This is a genomic window from Enterobacter cloacae complex sp. SYL003 (assembly GCF_049236925.1).
GTDB lineage: Bacteria > Pseudomonadota > Gammaproteobacteria > Enterobacterales > Enterobacteriaceae > Enterobacter > Enterobacter intestinihominis.
In genome coordinates, this window is the sequence record NZ_JBMKJK010000004.1 from 121,306 (window position 1) to 136,066 (window position 14,761).

Annotated in this window: 14 protein-coding genes; 3 read left to right on the top strand and 11 right to left on the bottom strand. The window is 57.4% G+C overall.

Translation table 11 applies throughout. The annotated features are described in order from the left end of the window. Position 1: 1 nt before the first annotated feature. From ACOT1A_RS06805 to ACOT1A_RS06815, 3 genes are read right to left on the bottom strand one after another with little or no spacing between them, the layout of a single operon-like run. Positions 2-1,261 (bottom strand): NAD(P)/FAD-dependent oxidoreductase, encoded by a 1,260-nt coding sequence (locus tag ACOT1A_RS06805; protein WP_276170343.1) that lies wholly within the window; start codon positions 1,259-1,261, stop codon positions 2-4. Further along, positions 1,258-1,977: an SDR family NAD(P)-dependent oxidoreductase gene (locus ACOT1A_RS06810; protein WP_048965991.1), complete on the bottom strand. Its 720-nt coding sequence runs from the start codon at positions 1,975-1,977 to the stop codon at positions 1,258-1,260. The genes ACOT1A_RS06805 and ACOT1A_RS06810 overlap by 4 nt, the downstream gene beginning before the upstream one ends. Next, complete coding sequence (locus ACOT1A_RS06815) at positions 1,974-2,408, bottom strand: nuclear transport factor 2 family protein (protein ID WP_022648036.1); 435 nt, start codon at positions 2,406-2,408, stop codon at positions 1,974-1,976. Before ACOT1A_RS06815 ends, ACOT1A_RS06810 begins: the two co-directional genes overlap by 4 nt. A gap of 258 nt (positions 2,409-2,666) precedes the next feature. On the opposite strand from ACOT1A_RS06815, the gene ACOT1A_RS06820 reads away from it, so the two are divergent. Next, the gene (locus ACOT1A_RS06820) at positions 2,667-2,864 is read left to right on the top strand and encodes a hypothetical protein (RefSeq protein WP_022648035.1); all 198 of its coding nucleotides are present in this window, start codon (positions 2,667-2,669) and stop codon (positions 2,862-2,864) included. A gap of 1 nt (position 2,865) precedes the next feature. Then, positions 2,866-3,618: a hypothetical protein gene (locus ACOT1A_RS06825; RefSeq protein WP_022648034.1), complete on the top strand. Its 753-nt coding sequence runs from the start codon at positions 2,866-2,868 to the stop codon at positions 3,616-3,618. A 53-nt stretch (positions 3,619-3,671) separates the two neighbouring features. Here the strand turns inward: ACOT1A_RS06825 and ACOT1A_RS06830 are convergent, their stop codons facing one another. Further along, entirely contained in the window at positions 3,672-5,648 is a 1,977-nt protein-coding gene (locus tag ACOT1A_RS06830) for an alkyl/aryl-sulfatase (RefSeq protein ID WP_022648033.1), read from the bottom strand. Positions 5,649-5,851: 203 nt separating this feature from the next. Between ACOT1A_RS06830 and ACOT1A_RS06835 the strand changes: the two genes are divergently transcribed. Beyond that, positions 5,852-6,487, top strand: a complete 636-nt coding sequence (locus ACOT1A_RS06835; RefSeq protein WP_022648032.1) for a helix-turn-helix domain-containing protein — start codon at positions 5,852-5,854, stop codon at positions 6,485-6,487. Between the two features lie 38 nt (positions 6,488-6,525). Here the strand turns inward: ACOT1A_RS06835 and ACOT1A_RS06840 are convergent, their stop codons facing one another. From ACOT1A_RS06840 to paaH, 7 genes are all read right to left on the bottom strand, one after another. After that, complete coding sequence (locus ACOT1A_RS06840; RefSeq protein ID WP_045622286.1) at positions 6,526-8,523, bottom strand: BCCT family transporter; 1,998 nt, start codon at positions 8,521-8,523, stop codon at positions 6,526-6,528. Between the two features lie 179 nt (positions 8,524-8,702). Next, entirely contained in the window at positions 8,703-9,308 is a 606-nt protein-coding gene (paaY, locus tag ACOT1A_RS06845) for a phenylacetic acid degradation protein PaaY (RefSeq protein WP_023300036.1), read from the bottom strand. Positions 9,309-9,317: 9 nt separating this feature from the next. Further along, on the bottom strand, positions 9,318-10,253 hold the full coding sequence (paaX, locus tag ACOT1A_RS06850; RefSeq protein WP_032622213.1) for a phenylacetic acid degradation operon negative regulatory protein PaaX: 936 nt from the start codon (positions 10,251-10,253) through the stop codon (positions 9,318-9,320). A gap of 122 nt (positions 10,254-10,375) precedes the next feature. Continuing rightward, positions 10,376-11,692 carry a phenylacetate--CoA ligase PaaK gene (gene paaK / locus ACOT1A_RS06855; protein WP_276170341.1) on the bottom strand — a complete coding sequence of 439 codons (1,317 nt, stop codon included), beginning with the start codon at positions 11,690-11,692 and terminating at the stop codon, positions 10,376-10,378. Between the two features lie 26 nt (positions 11,693-11,718). Then, complete coding sequence (gene pcaF / locus ACOT1A_RS06860) at positions 11,719-12,924, bottom strand: 3-oxoadipyl-CoA thiolase (RefSeq protein ID WP_171935803.1); 1,206 nt, start codon at positions 12,922-12,924, stop codon at positions 11,719-11,721. Continuing rightward, positions 12,924-13,346 carry a hydroxyphenylacetyl-CoA thioesterase PaaI gene (paaI, locus tag ACOT1A_RS06865; protein WP_023300032.1) on the bottom strand — a complete coding sequence of 141 codons (423 nt, stop codon included), beginning with the start codon at positions 13,344-13,346 and terminating at the stop codon, positions 12,924-12,926. The genes pcaF and paaI overlap by 1 nt, the downstream gene beginning before the upstream one ends. 2 nt (positions 13,347-13,348) lie before the next feature. After that, entirely contained in the window at positions 13,349-14,761 is a 1,413-nt protein-coding gene (gene paaH, locus ACOT1A_RS06870) for a 3-hydroxyacyl-CoA dehydrogenase PaaH (RefSeq protein ID WP_276170340.1), read from the bottom strand.

The following is a 14,761-nucleotide window of genomic DNA, read 5'->3' on the forward strand; positions in this document are numbered from 1 at the left end:
CTCAGTTGCCCTCCCCGGCCGCAATGGCGTTTACCACATCCAGCGCACTGCGTACCCCATCTTCGTGGAAGCCGTTGTACCAGTACGCGCCGCAGAACCAGCTCCGCTGGCGACCGTTTATTTCGCCACGCCGGGCCTGGGCTTGCCAGCTTTGCGGGTTAAAAAGCGGATGCTCATAGACAAAGCGGCGCAGCACATAGCGTTCTTCCACCGGCGTTTCCGGGTTGAGGGTGACGCAAAACAGCGGGCTACCCGGCGGCAGTCCCTGCAAGATATTCATGTTGTAGGTGACGCAGGCGCTGGCCCCATCCTGCTCGCTGAGGCGGTAGTTCCAGCTCGCCCACGCGCGCTTGCGCACCGGCAGCCAGCGCGGATCGCTGTGAAGCACCACCTCGTTACGCTGCCAGCCGATATCACCCAGCACCTCACGTTCAGCCTGCGTTGGGCTGGCGAGCATCGCCAGCGCCTGAGCGGAGTGGCAGGCGAAGATCACCTGATCAAAGTTGTCTGTTACGCCCTCACGCGTTATATCAACCCCGCGATCGTGGCGAATAACCTGCTGCACCGGCGCATTGAGGTGCAGCGTCAGGCGATTGCCAAGCTTGTCCATCATCGCGCGGATGTACTCCCGGGAGCCGCCCGGCACCACGTACCACTGCGGACGATGGGTAATGTCCAGCAGACCGTGGTTTTCAAAAAAGCGTAAAAAGAGCGGCAGCGGGAAGCGTTTCATCTCCTGTAGCGAGGATGACCAGATAGCCGCCCCCATTGGCAGAATGTAGTGACGGGCAAAAAAAGGCGTGAAGCGGTGCTGGTGCAGGAACGTCTCCAGCGTGGCGGACTCGCTGACGTCACCCCGGAGCGTCTGTTTCGCCAGCCGGTTAAAGCGCACGATCTCCTTCAGCAGCGTCCAGAAGGCAGGGTTTAACAGATTACGACGCTGGGCGAACAGCGACGTCAGCGTGTGGCCGTTGTACTCCAGCCCGCTCTGCGGGTTATGTACCGAAAAACTCATCTGCGTTTTTTGCCCGCTGATGCCCAGTTCGCTCAGCAGCCCCATGAAGCGCGGATAGGTGCGGTCGTTGTAGACAATAAAACCGGTGTCGATGGCAAAGTTGCCCTGCGGCGTGTCGACATCCACCGTTGCAGTATGCCCGCCCGGCGTAGCCTGCGCTTCAAACAGCGTGACCTGATGATGTCCGGCGAGCCGCCAGGCACAGGTTAACCCGGCGATACCGCTGCCGATAATCGCGATCTTCATGGTCGCACCATCCTGCGCAGCAGTGCGCGCTGAAGTATATCGGGCAGACCGGAGAGCAGGCGCAGCGCCAGGCTAAACCCGGCGGGAAACGCGATATGATCCTTCCCTTTTGCCAGACCGCGACGAATGGCATGGACGGCGTCCTCCACGCTGACCCGGCCCGGCATCGGGAAATCATTTTTTCGGGTCAGCGGCGTGTCGACAAAACCAGGTGAAACGACCGTGACGGCGATCCCTTTCGGCTCCCAGTCGAGGCGCAGCGTCTCAGCAAACCAGGTTAACGCCGCTTTAGAGGCGCCATAGGCTTCGGCTCGCGGGAAGTGAAGCCAGTGCGCCATTGAACTGACCAGCACCACGCGGTTGCCGGATATCAGCTGCGGCTGCAACGCCGCAAGGCAGTTTACCGGCCCCATGAAATTGGTGGTCATGACCCGCGCCACCAACGCGGCATCCACCTCGCCGCGATCGAGATACTCGCAGGTTCCGGCGCAAAGAATCACCGTGTCGGCAGCACAGTCCGCCAGCGCCTGGCGACAGGCGTCCCTGTCTGTCATATCGAACAGGCGCACCGTAATGTTGGGGCTGTGCTGATGCACGGCTGCCAGACGTTGCGCATCGCGCCCGCAGGCAATCACCCGGTAGCCATCGTCGGCAAAAGATTTCGCCAGCCCGGCCCCTATGCCCGAGCTTGCGCCGGTGATCAGAACCGTTTTCATGATTTCACTCTCCGCTTCACGCCGCGTACGGCCCAGCCGAGCACCGGAAGATGTTCGTAAATCATCTCTCCGGCATCGTAGTAATCCCGCTGGCGAACTATGCGATCGTCGCGCATGTCTACCACAGAGCAGCCCGGCAACTGGCGCATTGCCCCCCGAGCAATACGCGGGTGCGACCAGTGCATCATCCAGGTAACAACAAAGCGATCGCCCTGCTGCAAGGGTGCATCGACGGTAAAGCGGCACCGCTGGACGTTAGCCAGCAGGTGAGTGAAATAGCGCTGAATCGCGAACAACCCGCTGTGTTCGCCAAAGGGATCGATAAGCGTGGCATCGGCGCGATAAATCTTTGCCAGAGCCGAAGGTGGCTGGGTATCCAGCGTGGCGTAATAATCAACGAATCGACTGATGACGGACGGCAACGTGCTCATGGGTCACATCCTGGCTGTAAACAACGTAGCGAAATCGCATAATTAAAACTTACACAATTAGCGTTATTTGTCCAAGTTTGTGCAGATATATTTTTTATACCTCTTTTAATTCAGTACTTTAAAAACTTTCCCTGAGGTGCCAATTTGAGTCAAAAGCAGATTCTCACCGCCGTGCCGTTATTTTTTAGGGATAACCTTAAGGCAAAGGTGCCATTTATCTTCCAGACTTATCCTTTTAATTCATAAGGATGTCACGCGATGAAAAATTTACTGATGGCGCTCTTTTCCAGCCCGGAATCCTTGTTGCAGGTTATGAGTCACCAGGAAATTATCGAAGCCGTAGAGGATGGCGACCGCATCATCATCGATCAGGATGGAAACGCCTCGGTTAACTACAAAAGTAACGAGGTTCGGCAGGACTTTCTGCGCCATGTCAACGCGCTGAAGAGGGCCTGAAATGGGAACGGCAATATTCATGGTATTGATGGTATGCGGCTACTGGTACACCAGCCGCGATCTCTCAACCCGGTTCAAAATTAAGCGTTCATTCGGCTGGGATGTCTATTTCCTTGTGGCGCTGTATGGCTGCATTTTCGTTTTACAGGGCGTGATCGCCACCGGCCTGCTCTGGCTGCTGTTGTTCGCCCTCTCCGCCGCCGACAACACGTTCCATTTCACGTCCGCAAAATACGCCGACTGGCAAATTGATTTTATGAACTGGAGCTTTTTAGGGATTCAGGCTCCGGTCGTGGTGATGCTGGCCTTTGCGATCCTGTTTTGTCTCTATCGTTCTAACTGGGCCGGCAGCGCGCGGCTGGACGGCGAAGGCCGGAAAAAGCTCTACAAGCGGCTGGCACAATCGAGCGGGATTGAACAACTGCTCTATCAGTGCATGGAGGAAGGTGAACTTGCGCACGTCACGCTGAAGTCGCGGCGGATTTATATTGGCATGATCCATACCGCCACGCTGGAGTATGAAAAAACCGCCAATATCGTGCTTATCCCGATGCTGAGCGGCTACCGCGACGGGGAGAACATGCAGCTGTGTATTGAGCACAACTACAGCAAATGGTACGCCGAGCATGAGGTTACGCTCGACTCAGAGCCAAAAAGCGCTATGGATTTCCGTAAGGTGATCATGCTTGATCAGATCGAGAGTATTTCGCTGTTCGATCCGGCAAGTGCCAGCGCGCTGGCGATGCGTGAATAAAAAAATGGCGCCTTATTTCTAAGGCGCCAGGATTATGTGGATGAAACCTGAACTTATGGCGTTACGATATTGAACCAGAAGTCAAATTTGTCCATGTAGCTCAGCATCTCTTCCAGCTTCGCCCCGTTTCCACTCACCTTCACGTCACCTTTATCCATCGCCTGCTTCAGCGTCTCTTTCTTAAGGATGATGTTGTTCAGCGTGGTGCGATCAAGCGCGATAGTTGCGTCGGCATCCTTCGCCTGCGCGTTGGCGGTATGGTTCAGCACGCCGTTTTCCAGCTCCAGCTTGTATTTGCCGCCATCCTTACCGAGATCGACATTGAAGACCGCCTTCGCGTTACCGGCCCGCACCCCGTTGATGTGCACACCCAGGTAGTCGAAGAACATTTCCGGGGTCATCGCCCGCACGGTATCCGGGCTGGCGGTGTTCGGCGTCGGCAGCTTCTTCACGCCATTACGCAGTTCTTGCGCGCCGGTCAGGTAGAAGTTACGCCAGGTGCCCGCTTCCGCCTGGTAACCTAACTGCTCAAGCGCGTCGGCTTCCAGATTACGGGCAGCCTGGTTGTTAGGATCGGCAAAGACCACTTTGCTGACCACCTGAGCAACCCAACGGTAATTACCCTGCTGATAATCCGCTTTGGCTTTCTGCATGATGGCATCAGCGCCGCCCATGTACTGCACGAACTTCTTCGCAGCCTGTTCAGGCGGCAGCTCGTCGAGGGTTGCCGGGTTGCCGTCGAACCAGCCGAGATAAAACACGTAAGTGGCTTTGACGTCGTGGCTAACGGAGCCGTAGTAACCGCGGCTTGCCCACTGTTTCTCGAGCGATTCCGGCAGCTTAAATTCTGCGGCGATCTCATCGCGAGTCAGGCCTTTGTTGGCCATACGCAGGGTCTGGTCGTTGATGTAGCGGTACATATCGCGCTGGCCTTTCATCAGCTTGACGATATTCTCGTTACCCCAGGTCGGCCAGTGGTGCTGCGCAATAATCACTTCCGCGTCCGCGCCCCAGCGCTCAATGGCGGCGTTAATGTACTTAGACCAGGCCAGCGGGTCGCGGATTTTCGCGCCGCGCAGGGAGTAGGTGTTGTGCAGAGTATGGGTCACGTCCTCTGCGGCCTCGATCATTTTCTTCTCTTTGACGTACCACAGCATCTCCGACGGAGCTTCTGAACCCGGCGCCATCATAAAGTCGTAGGTCAAGCCGTCGATCACTTCTTCCTGACCGGTATGGGTAATGTAGTCGGTCGGCGGGATGAGGGTGACAGTACCCGCAGAGGTGGTGGTGCCAAGGCCTGCACCCACCTGGCCTTTTGCATCCGGCTTCAGCAGGTTGCCGTACATATAGCTCGCACGGCGGCTCATCGCGTTTCCGGCCATAATGTTTTCGGAAACCGCCTCTTTCATAAAGCCATCCGGCGCGTAGATTTTCACTTTGCCAGACTTGACGTCAGCTTCGTCAACCACGCCGCGCAGGCCGCCATAGTGGTCAACGTGGCTGTGGGTGATCACCACAGCCACGACCGGTTTCTTGCCGCGGTTTGCATAGTAGAGATCCAGCGCTTCTTTCGCCGGTTCAGCGCTTAACAGCGGGTCGATAACGGTAATGCCCTTCTCGCCCTCAATGATGGTCATGTTGGAGAGATCGAGATTACGGATCTGATACACGCCGTCGGTGACCTTAAACAGCCCGCCAATGTTGATCAACTGTGACTGACGCCACAGACTCGGGTTTACCGTATCCGGGGCTTTTTCACCCTCTTTGACGAAATCATATTTCGCCGGGTTCCAGATAACGTTCCCCTGCTCGCCTTTGATCATGTTTTGCGGCAGCGGGGCGATAAAGCCTTTATGGGCATTTTCAAAGTCGGTTTTATCGGCAAACGGTAATTTGTTATACAGGGCGTTATTAGCCTGCTGGGTTGTAGGAGTGGCATCCTGCGGCTGTACTTCCGCAAACGCGGAAAGCGACAGCGACGTCAACACACCGGCCAGCGCCAGATGTTTAGCGATTATCGTTAATTTCATTAAATGGCCTCATAGATTAATTGCGCCGCCAGCGATATTTAATTGTGGCGGATAATTTTAATGCGAACTCATTGAGGACCATTCTAACCAGAATACCTTGCCTTCATAGTCCCATATGGGACTGGTTATTTATCGATTCGTAATCCGTGGGCTATTGCTGCTATACTCGCTACCATAGCAGACGTTGCGGGGAGAGGCTTAGCGTGAATTTTCAGGATATCCATACCTATTATCAGCAACTCAATATTGGGCAATTTTTTCCGCAAATGCTTTGTGAAGGCGAGGTCTTAACCGTTGCCGCAAATAAAAAACTCACCGTTGAACCTGGCTATATTTATTTCTGTACTGAAGGGTCGCTGACGATATTAATGCCTGATGATGGGCTGAATATTGGCAATACTATTGAGTATATGCCGATCGGGTTAATGGAAAGGTATTGTCCACTGGCGAAGTATGAATATCGCAGCAGTGCCAGGGTGAAACTGGTGAGAATATCCTGGGCCGACTTCGACCAGTTTTTTTTCCAGGGTGGGCCTGAGCGCATGCAGGCGCTGGCCACCATACTGACCTATATGTCGATATTCACCATCGACCTGCATAACGAACGCAGGCAGGTCACCAGCTACCAGACCATTAAACCCATGCTCTATCGCTATCTTTATCGGCAGGAAACCCACACGGGAGAGAATGAGGGTCTGGCGCTGTTTATCATCAAGCGCACTAACCTGTCGCGAACGCATGTCTTTCGCGTGCTGGCGGATCTTAAAGCCGGGGGCTATATCACCATGAAGCGCGGAAAGCTGGTGTCGATAGACCGTCCGCTGCCGGAGGCGTATTAAATTACGCCCCTGAAGCGAATGCTTCAGGGGCTGGCTGATTAACGCACCAGGTGCAGGAAGTGCAGATGTTTTTCATACTGGTCCAGGATATCGTTAATTAACTGCTCCTGGTTCCAGCCCATCACATCGTAATTTTGCCCACCTTCCTTGAGGTAGATTTCTGCCCGATAGTATCGGTGCTGTTCTGCCTGATTCTCATCATTCTCCATGGCCGCTAGCGCGAAGGTCGGCGAGTTATAGCCACGCAGCCTGACTTCATAAATGAAATTCAGCTCATTGCCTAAATCCACCTCAAGGCGAATACGATCGTCCGACGCGTCGCTGATATGGCTCTGCGTTCCCTGCTTATTCAGTTCATCCTGCACCAGCACCATGGCCGGTTTGATCACCTCTTCCATAAAGCGTTTCACCAGGGAGCGTTTAGGTAAGTAGGCGATGTTACGCAGTCTGCGCTGCCACGGAATGGGGTTACGGGCCGCTGTCGGCGCGATCGTGGCCATACTCAGGCTCTCGCGTTTGGTCAAATCGCGTCGGAGCGCCTTCAGCAGGCCATAGATCGACACCAGCAGGATCATCGAGAACGGTAGCGCGCTGGCGATGGTCACGGTTTGCAGCGCACTCAGTCCGCCCGCGAGCAGCAGCGCGATAGCGACTACGCCCATCAGCGCGGCCCAGAAGATGCGCTGCCAGACGGGGGTATTGGCCTCGCCGCCGGACGCGAGGGTATCCACCACCATCGCCCCGGAGTCAGCGGAGGTTACAAAGAAGACAATAACCATCGCCATGGCGATAAATGACAGCACGGAAGAGAACGGGAAATGCTCAAGGAAATTAAACAGCGCCAGCGCCACGTCCTGCTGGACGGTATTCGCCAGATCGGACGCTCCCTTGTTCATGATGAGGTAAATGGCGCTATTGCCGAACACCGTCATCCACATCAGGGTAAAGCCCGCCGGGACAAACAGCACGCCGGTGACGAACTCGCGGATGGTTCTGCCGCGGGACACACGGGCAATGAACATCCCGACAAACGGCGACCAGGACAGCCACCAGCCCCAGTACAGCAGCGTCCAGCCTCCCAGCCAGTTGCTGGATTTCGGTTCATAAGCGTACAGGTTAAACGTCTTGCTCACCAGCTCGGACAGGTATCCGCCGGTATTTTCCACAAAGGATTTCAGCAGGAGTACGGTTGGCCCCAGGCACAACACCAGCACCAGCAGCAGTACCGCCAGCCCCAGATTGAGCTCTGATAAAATGCGAATGCCTTTGTCCAGACCGGACACCACAGAAATGGTCGCCAGCCCGGTAATCAGGACGATAAGGATCACCTGCACGGTATCGTTGATGGGCACGCCAAAAAGGTGGTTCAGCCCGGCATTGACCTGTAAAACGCCGTAACCTAACGAGGTCGCCACGCCAAATACGGTGCCGATTACCGCGAAGATATCCACCGCATGACCTAGCGGGCCGTAAATACGGTCGCCGATAATCGGATAAAGCGCCGAACGAAGCGTCAAAGGCAGGCCGTGGCGGTAGCTGAAGAACGCCAGAATCAACGCAACGATGGCGTAGATAGCCCAGGCGTGCAGCCCCCAGTGGAAGAATGTCAGCCGCATGGCCTCTTTGGCCGCAGCGACCGTTTCAGGTGTCCCCACCGGCGGAGAAAGGTAGTGCATGACCGGCTCCGCCACGCCGAAGAACATCAGGCCGATCCCCATCCCCGCCGAGAACAGCATGGCGAACCACGAGTGGTAGCTGAAATCAGGCTGGGAGTGGTCGGGCCCGAGTTTAATATCGCCGTAGCGGGACAAGCCGAGGAACGTCACGCTCATTAAAATCAGCGCGACGGCAAGAATGTAAAACCAGCTGGCGTTGGTGAATATTTGCTGTTGCAGTAGCTTAAAGTTTTTATCGGCAACGTCAGGGAAAATCGCGGCAAAGGCGACAAGAAGGAAAATTAACAAAGCAGATGTGTAAAATACCGCTTTGTTAATCTGGCTTTTGGACTGCTTTGGGATAGTGTCGTTTTCACTCATATAGTGTCTTCCATAAACGCATTGACCGCTCTGAATGAGAGGCGTGATCTGCGTCAGGGTAACAAAATCCCTTTATGAATGCAGGTCTGAAACGTTCAATTATACACTATCCCCAAAGGGTATTTGTTGCGCGTTAACGCATCCCTATGCCATTGCATTATTTCGCAGGCAAGAAATGGTTAATTATCCCGGCCAGCCGACTTGGGCCGTAAGTTCTCATCGAATACCAGCCGTTTGCGGCCGGGCTCTTCTTCCCGCAGCGGCTCTACCTGATGCAGCGTCTGCTTACAGCGATCCACCAGCACCTGATACTCCCGCGTGCCCTGCTTTTTCCACTCTATTTCTTGCGCGCTTAGCTCACGAATCGCTTTCGCCGGACTGCCAAGAATTAAGTGATTCGCAGGCATTTCCGCTTTGGCCTTCACAAACGCCGCCGCCCCGACGATGCTGTTTTCGCCGATCGTCGCTCCGTCCATCACCACCGCATTCATCCCCACCAGCGCATTACGGCGGATAATGCAGCCGTGCAGGATCGCGCTGTGGCCGATATGCCCGTCCTCTTCCACCACCGTGTCCTGCTCAGGAAAACCGTGCATCACGCAGTTATCCTGAATGTTCGCGCCGTCTTTCACCACGATCCGGCCAAAATCACCGCGCAGGCTGGCGTTGGGGCCTACGTAAACACCTTTGCCGAGGATCACGTCGCCAATCAGCACCGCGGTCGGGTGAACATAGCTCTCTTCAGGCACGACCGGCGTCAGACCATCAATTTGATAAACAGGCATACCCTCTCCTTATGTGATATTCAGACCACCAAAACGCTGGTGATAAAGCGTGCCGGGCGCGGGCAGCTCGCCGACGGAGGTTTCCCCCTTCTCACTGACAAACGCCAGGGCTCCCGCTGCCACGCGCTGGTAGATGTTAATGCACAGCTGTCGCGCGCTCTGTCCCGCCCAGTGCGCCGGGAGTAACTCCTCCGGCAACAGCGGATCTTTCAGCACCACGCGACGATAAAAATGAATGAGTAACAGCTGGATCTGGAAGCAGCGTTCCGGGGTTAAATCCTCGGGCGACGCCTCTTTCAGCAGCGGCAGCAGCGGACGGAACGAGTTGATAAACGTTTCGTACATCGCGTTTTGTTCGGTCAGCTGCCAGCACTCTTCCACGCGGGATCGTAACGCCGCGCGTGACAAAGCCAGCGGCGAATGAGCTTCAAAGAAAATGACGTTTTCCGCCACGCCCGCGTCATGCAACAGCGACTGCACGTCCGCGAGGTTCTGCGACGGCGAGGCCATCAGGCTCGGCGCCAGCGTGCCGAACCCTTGCCAGATGAGCTGTTTTTTTACGTCCGCGAGCGTGGTTTTATCCAGCCCCTCGGAAAGCAGCAGCAGCCATTTACCATCCCACGCCGGCAGTTCTGCACGGTAGATTTTGTTTTCCGCGCGTCGGGTCAAACGCAGCCCCTTGTCGCTGAGACGGTAAAAGCTGCGGCGGCCAATGCGGGACACGTCCAGCCAGCCCTCTTTGTTGAGGCGAAACAGCGCGGTGCGCACAAAGCGCTCCCCGAATCCCATCCCTTCCAGCAGGGCCGCCAGACTGCCGAGCCAGATCTCTCCGCCGCGATGGGAAAGCGCGTCGCCATACAGCGAGGAGATAAGCGACGTTCCGCTGACGGGAACAGAGCTGACTGCGTGCTGGATAAAGGCATCAAGTTTATTCATGTGATTCATTCTGTTGTTATTTTTTTCCTGGATGAATCATAGCATAGGAATCTGGGGTTTCCCCCTCACCCCAGCCCTCTCCCTCAAGGGAGAGGGGGCCGTCGATGCAGACATTATTTTGTGTAGATCCCTCATCCGTTAGCCGCAACCTTACGCAAATCAAACACCCGGCAGGCTTTACCCTCGGATCGCGGTATGCTGCCGCAGTTAACGATCATCACATCGGTTGAAATCCCCACCATCGATTTAATCCGATGACGCAGCTGATGGCAGACCTGACAACGCTGTTCATGCGTCAGCGTTAAGCTACTCTGTTTCAGCTCGACCTTCACCGAAAGTGAATCAAGATGCCCGCGGCGGTTCACCTCCAGCTGATAGTGCGGCGAAAGATGTTCGAACTTGACGATCTCCTCTTCCAGCTGTGACGGGAAGACGTTAACGCCGCGAATGATGAGCATGTCGTCGCTGCGCCCGCTGATGCGATCCATCCGGCGCATGGTGCGTGCGGTGCCCGGCAGCAGGCGCGTCAGGTCGCGGGTGCGGTAGCGGATCACCGGCAGCGCCTCTTTGGTCAGCGTGGTGAACAGCAGTTCGCCCTGCTCGCCGTCGGCCAGCGGCGTGCCATCATTCGGGTTGACGATCTCCGGGAAGAAGTGATCTTCCCAGATGGTCGGACCGTCAGCGGTTTCAAGACACTCCATCGCCACGCCCGGCCCCATCACCTCGGAGAGACCATAGATATCCAGCGCGGTAATGCCCAGCCGTTTCTCGATTTCGCGGCGCATCGCCTGCGTCCACGGCTCGGCGCCAAACACGCCGACGCGCAGGGAACAGGCGCTGGCATCACCGCCCATCTGACGCTCCAGCTCTTCGATCAGGTTCAGGCAGTAAGAGGGCGTCACCATGATCATATCCGGCTGGAAATCGCGGATCAGCTGCGCCTGCTTCTCCGTCTGGCCGCCGGACATCGGGATCACCGTCGCCCCCAGACGCTCTGCACCGTAGTGCGCCCCCAGCCCGCCGGTGAAGAGCCCGTAACCGTAGGCGACGTGAATTTTATCCTTCGCGCTGCCCCCGGCGGCGCGCAGGGAACGGGCGACGATATTGGCCCAGTTGTCGATATCATTCTGGGTATACCCCACCACGGTCGGCTTTCCGGTGGTGCCCGACGAGGCGTGAATACGCACCACCTGCTCCATCGGCACCGCAAAGGTATCGAACGGGTAGTTGTCGCGCAGATCCTGCTTGGTGGTGCACGGGAATTTTTGCAGGTCCGCCAGCACGTAGAAATCGTCAGGGTGAACGCCCGCGGCATCAAACTTGCGTTTGTACATCGGAACGTTGTTGTAGGCGTGGTTCAGCGTCCACTTCAGGCGCGCGGTCTGCAACGCCTGCAATTCATCAATGGACGCGGTTTCGATCGGATCAAGCTTTGTTGTATTTATCATCGCAGGGTACTCACATTATTGTTCGCTCAAACACGCTCAAGGATCATGGCAATGCCCTGACCCACACCGATGCACATCGTACACAGCGCGTAGCGCCCGCCGCGTCGGTGCAATTCATTGCTCGCGGCCAGCGCCAGTCTGGCACCGCTCATTCCCAGCGGATGACCTAGCGCGATCGCTCCGCCGTTCGGGTTGACATGCTCCGCGTCATCCGGCAAGCCCAGCTGACGCAGCACCCCCAGCGCCTGTGCGGCGAAGGCTTCGTTAAGCTCAATGACGTCCATATCGGTGATACTGAGTCCGGCACGTTCCAGCACCTTACGGGTGGCGGGAACCGGGCCTAATCCCATCAGACGCGGCTCGACGCCCGCGGTCGCCATGGCCACAATGCGGGTGCGCGGGGTTAACCCCTGGGCAAGCGCCATCGGCTCGCTGGCGATAATCAGCGCCGCCGCCCCGTCGTTGACGCCAGAGGCGTTCCCCGCCGTCACCACACCGTTCTTGCGAAACGGGGCTTTCAGCGCGGCAAGCTGTTCAAGGGTGGTTTCGGCGCGCGGATGCTCGTCTACGCTCACTTCCGTTACCGCGCCTTTTTTCCCCGTTACCTGTACCGGGATTATCTCCTGCGCCAGAACGCCATTCTGCTGCGCCAGCGCGGTGCGCTGCTGGCTGCGCAAGGCAAATGCGTCCTGATCGGCACGGCTTATATTTAACAATTCCGCTACATTCTCTGCCGTTTCCGGCATGCTGTCAGTTCCGTATTGCTGATGCATGAGCGGATTCACAAATCGCCAGCCGATGGTGGTATCGAAGATCTCCGCCTGACGCTGAAACGCCGCGGTGGCTTTACCCATCACGAACGGCGCACGGGACATGGATTCGACGCCACCGGCGATCAGCAGATCGCCATCCCCGGCCTTAATGGCGCGCGCCGCAAAGCCAAGGGCATCCAGACCGGAGCCGCACAGGCGGTTAATGGTGGTACCGGAAACGGTCTGCGGCAGCCCGGCCAGCAGCGACGACATGCGCGCCACGTTGCGGTTATCCTCTCCGGCCTGATTTGCGCAGCCGAAGATCACGTCATCTATGCGCTCCAGATCGAGCTGCGGGTAACGCGCCAGCAGCGCACGCAGCGGAACGGCCCCTAAGTCATCGGCACGCAGGCTGGATAATCCTCCACCGTAGCGACCGACCGGGGTACGCACACCCTCACAAATAAATGCGTTACGCATCAGGCTTCTCCTGTCACACTGCCGCCGGTGCGGTGGGATTTCCCGCGAAAAAGAGCGACGGTTTTCTGTTGTTGATTCTGAATTTCGATGTCGTAGACGCCGGTCAGTTTGCCCTGATGCTTCACCCGCGCGGTAGCGGTCAGCTTATCGCCAGCAAAGCCCGGACGCAGAAAATCGATGGCGCAGCCTGAGGCCACCGCCGCCAGCCCCTGACTGTTGCAGGCGTAGGCAAAGGCGGTATCGGCCAGCGAGAATAGCTGTCCGCCGTGGCAGGTTTTATGCCCGTTAAGCATCTGCGGGGTGATGGTCATGGTCACCACCGCGTAGCCCTCGCCCATCTCGATAATGTCCATCCCCATCGCCTGCGCGCAGGCGTCCCGTTCGTACATCGCGCGGGCGTTATGCCAGGCGTTATGACTCATAACTACGTCTCCAGAAGCGCACGCTGGCGCAGCAGTGAACAGGGGCGATAACGTTCCTCGCCGTAGTGACGTTGCAGGTTCTCCAGCAGCGTTAACAGACGCTGCCAGCCAAGGCGCTCGCCCCAGGCGATGGGGCCGCAGGGATAGTTGACCCCTAAGCGCATGGCGGTATCGATGTCTTGCTCACTGGCGACCCCTTTTTGCAGGGCATCCAGCGCTTCGTTGGCAATCATCGCCACCGTGCGCCAGATCAGCAGGCCGGGGTAATCCGCAATCTGGACCACACGTTTCTCCTGGTGCTGCAACCAGTAAATGGCTTTCTGCGTGGCGGCGTGCGGGTTGCCGGGCGCGGCGGCTATAACGGCCACATCCCGCTCGATGCGGTCGACCACCACCACCGGACAGCCGTGGCGCAGCGCCAGCGACTGCGCGGTTTCACCCTGCGTTTCGATCAGCAACATATCGTCAATTTCCGTGACACCGTCACTTCTTCGCTGTGCGCGCATCGGGCTGAAGCTGTGGCTGACCGGGGCGAGCCAGCTGACGGCGGGTTTGTCCTCCTGCCAGCGGTAAACGCCCTGCCCGCTTTTCTTACCCAGACGCCCCGCCAGCACCAGCTCCTGCTGCACCAGCGACGGCAAAAAACGACGCTCCTGCCAGAAGGCGTTAAATACGGAGCAGGTCACGGCAAAGTTGACGTCCTGACCAATCATGTCCGTCAGCTCAAGCGGCCCCATCGGGAAACCCCCGCCGTCTCGCAGGGCGGCGTCGATCACCTCGGGCGCTGCCACCTGCTCTTCCAGCGCGCGCCAGGCTTCCGAGTAGAAAGGACGCGCTACGCGGTTGACGATAAACCCCGGCGTGGACTGGCAGCGTACCGGCTGCTTTCCCCAGCTCAGCGCCAGCTCGCACAGCGCATCGGCCACTTCGGGTGAGGTCGCCAGCCCGCTGACCACCTCCACCAGCTTCATCACCGGGGCAGGATTGAAGAAGTGCAGCCCGGCGACGCGTTCAGGGTGGTTTATCTCCGCCGCAATCGCGGTAACGGAAATGGACGAGGTATTGCTGGCGAGTAGCGTCTGCGGCGGACAAACCTCTGCCAGCTGGGTAAACAGCGCCTTTTTCACTTCAAGCCGCTCGGAGGCCGCCTCGATCACCAGTTCGGCTTTCGCCAGAGCACCGATATTCGTCACCGGCGTCAGGCGGGCGAGGATCTGTTCCCCGGCGTCGGCAGAGAGTTTTCCGCGCGCAACGCGAGAGGACAGCCGCTGGCGAATGCCGTCGACGGCGCGGGAAATCGCCGCAGCGTCAATGTCGTACACCAGAACCGGATGACCGTGGCTGGCTGCCACTTCGGCAATCCCGGCGCCCATGGTGCCGCTGCCAATGACGGCGACCGTATGGATATTCACCAT

Excerpts from the sequence above, each read along its gene's own strand:
- ACOT1A_RS06805 (WP_276170343.1), bottom strand. The coding sequence starts at position 1,261 with ATGAAGATCGCGATTATCGGCAGCGGTATCGCCGGGTTAACCTGTGCC.
- ACOT1A_RS06810 (WP_048965991.1), bottom strand. The coding sequence starts at position 1,977 with ATGAAAACGGTTCTGATCACCGGCGCAAGCTCGGGCATAGGGGCCGGG.
- ACOT1A_RS06815 (WP_022648036.1), bottom strand. The coding sequence starts at position 2,408 with ATGAGCACGTTGCCGTCCGTCATCAGTCGATTCGTTGATTATTACGCC.
- ACOT1A_RS06820 (WP_022648035.1), top strand. The coding sequence starts at position 2,667 with ATGAAAAATTTACTGATGGCGCTCTTTTCCAGCCCGGAATCCTTGTTG.
- ACOT1A_RS06825 (WP_022648034.1), top strand. The coding sequence starts at position 2,866 with ATGGGAACGGCAATATTCATGGTATTGATGGTATGCGGCTACTGGTAC.
- ACOT1A_RS06830 (WP_022648033.1), bottom strand. The coding sequence starts at position 5,648 with ATGAAATTAACGATAATCGCTAAACATCTGGCGCTGGCCGGTGTGTTG.
- ACOT1A_RS06840 (WP_045622286.1), bottom strand. The coding sequence starts at position 8,523 with ATGAGTGAAAACGACACTATCCCAAAGCAGTCCAAAAGCCAGATTAAC.
- paaY (WP_023300036.1), bottom strand. The coding sequence starts at position 9,308 with ATGCCTGTTTATCAAATTGATGGTCTGACGCCGGTCGTGCCTGAAGAG.
- paaX (WP_032622213.1), bottom strand. The coding sequence starts at position 10,253 with ATGAATCACATGAATAAACTTGATGCCTTTATCCAGCACGCAGTCAGC.
- paaK (WP_276170341.1), bottom strand. The coding sequence starts at position 11,692 with ATGATAAATACAACAAAGCTTGATCCGATCGAAACCGCGTCCATTGAT.
- pcaF (WP_171935803.1), bottom strand. The coding sequence starts at position 12,924 with ATGCGTAACGCATTTATTTGTGAGGGTGTGCGTACCCCGGTCGGTCGC.
- paaI (WP_023300032.1), bottom strand. The coding sequence starts at position 13,346 with ATGAGTCATAACGCCTGGCATAACGCCCGCGCGATGTACGAACGGGAC.
- paaH (WP_276170340.1), bottom strand. The coding sequence starts at position 14,761 with ATGGTGAATATCCATACGGTCGCCGTCATTGGCAGCGGCACCATGGGC.